5 protein-coding genes are annotated in these 4,368 nt (G+C 64.0%); 3 read left to right on the forward strand and 2 right to left on the reverse strand.

The window, feature by feature from the left end; genetic code table 11:
• A partial coding sequence (gene tgt / locus MOV74_RS32285; protein ID WP_246931046.1) for a tRNA guanosine(34) transglycosylase Tgt occupies nt 1-1,014 on the forward strand: 1,014 nt, incomplete at its 5' end.
• 1 nt (nt 1,015) lies between these two features.
• On the opposite strand, the gene MOV74_RS32290 is transcribed toward tgt, so the two are convergent.
• Both MOV74_RS32290 and MOV74_RS32295 read right to left on the reverse strand, forming a co-directional pair.
• On the reverse strand, nt 1,016-1,234 hold the full coding sequence (locus MOV74_RS32290; protein ID WP_246931047.1) for a hypothetical protein: 219 nt from the start codon (nt 1,232-1,234) through the stop codon (nt 1,016-1,018).
• 214 nt (nt 1,235-1,448) lie between these two features.
• Nucleotides 1,449-2,555, reverse strand: a complete 1,107-nt coding sequence (locus tag MOV74_RS32295) for an acyltransferase (protein WP_246931048.1) — start codon at nt 2,553-2,555, stop codon at nt 1,449-1,451.
• Between the two features lie 330 nt (nt 2,556-2,885).
• On the opposite strand from MOV74_RS32295, the gene cysK reads away from it, so the two are divergent.
• Both cysK and MOV74_RS32305 read left to right on the forward strand, forming a co-directional pair.
• A complete protein-coding gene (gene cysK, locus MOV74_RS32300; RefSeq protein ID WP_246931049.1) occupies nt 2,886-3,863 on the forward strand; it encodes a cysteine synthase A in 978 nt (325 codons plus the stop codon).
• Between the two features lie 3 nt (nt 3,864-3,866).
• The gene (locus MOV74_RS32305) at nt 3,867-4,109 is read left to right on the forward strand and encodes a BrnA antitoxin family protein (RefSeq protein WP_246931050.1); all 243 of its coding nucleotides are present in this window, start codon (nt 3,867-3,869) and stop codon (nt 4,107-4,109) included.
• The last annotated feature ends 259 nt before the right edge of the window (nt 4,110-4,368 follow it).

A 4,368-nucleotide genomic window follows, 5' to 3' on the forward strand; every position in this document is an offset into this window, starting at 1 on the left:
GCCATGAAGGGCATGCACTGGCGCGAGGTGCGCGATGCCGGCGCCGACATCGTGCTCGGCAACACCTATCACCTGATGCTGCGTCCGAGCGCCGAGCGGATCGCGGCCCTCGGCGGCCTGCAGCGGTTCACCGGCTGGAACGGGCCAATGCTGACGGATTCCGGCGGCTTCCAGGTTATGTCGCTGGCGGACCTGCGCAAGATCAGCGAGCACGCGGTCACCTTCCGCTCGCATATCGACGGTGCAAAGGTCGAGCTGTCGCCGGAGCGCTCGATCGAGGTGCAGCGCCTGCTTGGCTCGGACATCGCCATGCAGATGGACGAGTGCGTGCGGCTGCCGGCCGAGCGCGCCGACATCGACCGCGCGATGCAATTGTCGCTGCGCTGGGCCGAGCGAAGCAAGCGCGCCTTCGAGAGCGCTCCCGACGGCTACATGCTGTTCGGCATCGTGCAGGGCGGCGACATTCCCCAGCTTCGTCATGCCAGCGCGGAAGGCCTGGTCGCGATCGGCTTCCACGGCTATGCGATCGGCGGCCTTGCCGTCGGCGAGCCGCAGGAGGTGATGCTGGCGATGATCGACGAGACCGCGCCGGTGCTGCCGAAGGAGCGACCGCGCTACCTGATGGGCGTCGGCACGCCCGACGACATCCTCGAAGCCGTGAAGCGCGGCATCGACATGTTCGATTGCGTGATGCCGACGCGCAACGGCCGGCACGGCGTCGCCTTCACGCGCTTTGGTCAGGTGAATTTACGCAATGCGCGCCATGCCGACGATCCGCGTCCGCTGGATGAGGAAAGCTCATGGCCCTCAACGCGCAACTGCGCGCGCGCCTATCTGCACCATCTCGTCAAGGCGGGCGAGACGTTGGGGGCGATGCTGCTGTCCGAAATCAATATCGCCTATTACCAGTTCCTGATGCAGGGCATCAGGGACGCGGTCGCACGGGGAAAATTCGATGAGTTCTATCAGCGTACACGCGCGGACTGGGCGGGGGGCGACATCGCCCCGCGCTAGATCAGTTGCATAGGAAGCGCGTCTTCACGGCGTGCTTGGTCACGAAGCCATAGCCGCAATTGTCGCAGGTCCAGAGATAGCTGATCATGTGGTCCGACACGTAGGCGGATGCTTCGGCGGCGACCATGGAGTCGGCGCAGACGGGACAGGTGGGCAACTCGCTGCAACGCGGATCGCGGTTCGCCGCGACGGTCGGCAACACTTCAGCGACTGCTGACATCGTGGTGACCTCCCTGCTTTAAGACGTAAGTCTAACATAAGCAGAAGGAGTTGACGAGGTCGCAACACAAATGCGTTGGCTCTCATAAAATTAGCTTCACCTCGATGTGTCCTGCCGTCAGCTTGGCGAATTCGCAGTCGCAACTATCGCAATGCAAACAATCGGTGTGCATCGCGATAAGTCGCCGCACTGCTTCGCGCGTCGTGACGTTCGATTACTGCGCCGCACCCTGCCGACCGAGAGCCGGCTCGATAGCGACCGGCGTGCTGCGGTCTGAACGGAGCCTGCGCCCAAACGAGATCGAGGGGGTCTCGACGAGCGAATATGTCATGAAGCTGACAAGGATCGACGACGTCACGACCTCGGCGACGAACACGAACCATGCCAGCGGTCCGTCGCCCGGCCAGGCGTAGTGGTGAACGCAGTCCATTGCGAACGGCGACATCAAGTAGACCGAGTAACTGATGACGCCGACGAACGCGATCGGGCGCCACGCCATCTTCTCGCCGACTACGGCGAACACGATGAAGACGAGGGCCGCGCAGACATAGGCTGCCCCGACCGAATAGCTGTAGAAGAAATCGTCCTGGTAGATCCCGCCATGGCGTTTGCTGGACAGCGTGACGGCGAACAATACGTAGAGTGTCGTGCAGAGCGCCACATGCCGCCATCGCAGGCTCCCGCCGATGACGGTATCGCGAATGATCTTGCCGAGGAACATTGCCGACAGGTTCAGGCCGACCTCCGTCACCACCCAGGCCGCCCTGTGCTCAACCAGGCCGGCCACCGCCGTCCCGGCAAGAGCGGTTGCAACGACAATCGCGACGGCCGTGAGGCGCCGGTGCAGCAATCCTGCCGCGAAGAGAACGATGCAGACAAGATAGAACAGCAGTTCGATGGTGAGCGTCCAGTAGAAGTCCCAGAGGTGAGGGACCTCCAGGAAGGACTGGAGCATCGTGAGGTTCGCGGCGATCTGCGACAGGGGATAGGTCCTGGACATGACCGCCTGCATCGTGACCAGCCCGATCGCGATCGAGGCCCAGTAGGCCGGGTAGAGCCGGAAGAAGCGACTGATCGCGAAGTCGTTTACGGGAGATGCGCTGGCGGGAAAACTGAAGGGAATGACGAAGCCGCTGACGAAGAAGAACAGCACGACGCCGAACCGGCCGAAATTCATGTAGTAGCCGATCGCGTCGTGAAGGAACGCATGATAGGCGCCGGTCGGGTGTTCCCGCACGATCACCTCGAGCGCATGCTGGACGACCACCGCCAGGACGGCGATGCCGCGCAGGGTATCGATGAATGCCAGCCGTCTGTGCATCAGGCCTTCTCTGCGCTCCGGCCGCCCGTGATCGGCCGATCGCAACGGACGTCGCCTGCCGGGACGGCATTTGGCTAGGGCACAAGCGATGATCGGAAGGCTGCACGCCGGCCCGGCAGTTCAACACGGCAATCGTGAACGGATTGACAACGAAATCGGCTGGACGGCGGGCTTGGGCCTCCCGCCGCCGCCCAGACAGCCGGCCTGCCCACACAATTTTGCTATGCAGCAGAATTCCGGGCCGCCCCGCATTGTCGCTTGCGCGTCGCCGCAAGCTGTCTGTAACTGCGCAGCGGTCGACAGAAGCATTGTCGCCACAGGGAGTTCATCATGGACGCATCGTCCACCACGGGTGCAGCGCACCAACCCGGCCGCGGCCGGATCTACGACTCGATCGTCGAGGCCTTCGGCAATACGCCCATCGTGCGCTTGCGCCGGCTGCCCGGCATGCACGGCGTGAATGCGACCATTTTGGCAAAACTTGAATATTTCAATCCGGCCGCAAGCGTGAAGGACCGCATCGGCGCGGCCATGATCATCGCGATGGAGAAGGCGGGCATCGTCACGCCCGACACCGTGTTGATCGAGCCGACCTCCGGCAATACCGGCATTGCGCTCGCCTTCGTGGCGGCTTCGCGCGGCTACCGCCTCAAGCTGGTGATGCCGGAATCGATGTCGATCGAGCGGCGCAAGATGCTGGCTTTTCTCGGCGCCGAACTGGTGCTGACGCCAGCGGCGCAAGGCATGAAGGGCGCGATCGCCGCCGCCGAGGAGTTGCTGAAGACGACGCCGAACTCGGTGATGCCGCAGCAGTTCAAGAACCTCGCCAATCCCGAGGTGCACCGCCGCACCACCGCGGAGGAGATCTGGAACGACACCGGCGGCAATATCGATTTCTTCGTGGCCGGCGTCGGCACCGGCGGCACGATCACCGGCGTCGGCCAGGTGCTCAAGCCGCGCAAGGCCTCACTTCGCGTCGTCGCGGTCGAGCCGGAGGAGAGCCCGGTGCTGTCAGGCGGACAGCATACGCCGCACAAAATCCAGGGCATCGGCGCCGGCTTCGTCCCTGACATTCTCGACCGCGCCGTGATCGACGAGATCGTGAAGATCAACTCGACGAATGCGATCGAGACCGCCCGCGCGCTGGCGCGGCATGAGGGCATTCCGGGCGGCATCTCCTCGGGTGCGGCGATCGCGGCAGCACTGCAGATCGGCAAGCGGCCGGACGCCGCGGGAAAGACCATCCTGGCGATCGTGCCGTCCTTCTCCGAGCGGTATCTTTCGACGGCGCTGTTTGAGGGGATCTAGGACATGGCGGACCAACCACCGAGGCGGCCGCGCACGATTGGCGATGCCAGGACCGAAGCGGAGGCGGCATTCAAGAAGGTGACGGCCAAGGTCGCCGCGGCGCCGCCCAAGCAAAACGCCGTTCCCGGCGTCAAGGAGCAGGTCACGCTGCGCCTCGACCAGGACGTGCTGGAGTTCTTCCAGGCCGGCGGACCGGGTTGGCAGGACCGCATCAACGAGGCCTTGCGAAAGGCCGCGGGGAAGTAGGCAACCTCGTCATTGCGAGCGCAGCGAAGCAATCCAGAATCTTTTCCACGGTGGCAGTCCTGGATTGCTTCGTCGCAAGAGCTCCTCGCAATGACGGAGTACGCGGTTAGCACCATCGTCCCAATGAAAAAGCCCGGCGCGAGCCGGGCTTTTGTGTCTTGAGATCGGCGTCGCGTCTCAGCGCCGGAACATGCCGCCCATCATGCCGCCGACGACGCCGCCCACTACGGCCGCTCCGGCGGCATCGCCGGGGTTGCTG

The sequence above is a fragment of the Bradyrhizobium sp. SHOUNA76 genome (assembly GCF_023006445.1).
Lineage (GTDB): Bacteria > Pseudomonadota > Alphaproteobacteria > Rhizobiales > Xanthobacteraceae > Bradyrhizobium.

What these genes read in the sequence shown, in the direction of transcription:
- MOV74_RS32295 (WP_246931048.1), bottom strand. Translation starts at nt 2,555, where the DNA reads ATGCACAGACGGCTGGCATTCATCGATACCCTGCGCGGCATCGCCGTC.
- MOV74_RS32305 (WP_246931050.1), top strand. Translation starts at nt 3,867, where the DNA reads ATGGCGGACCAACCACCGAGGCGGCCGCGCACGATTGGCGATGCCAGG.
- cysK (WP_246931049.1), top strand. Translation starts at nt 2,886, where the DNA reads ATGGACGCATCGTCCACCACGGGTGCAGCGCACCAACCCGGCCGCGGC.
- MOV74_RS32290 (WP_246931047.1), bottom strand. Translation starts at nt 1,234, where the DNA reads ATGTCAGCAGTCGCTGAAGTGTTGCCGACCGTCGCGGCGAACCGCGAT.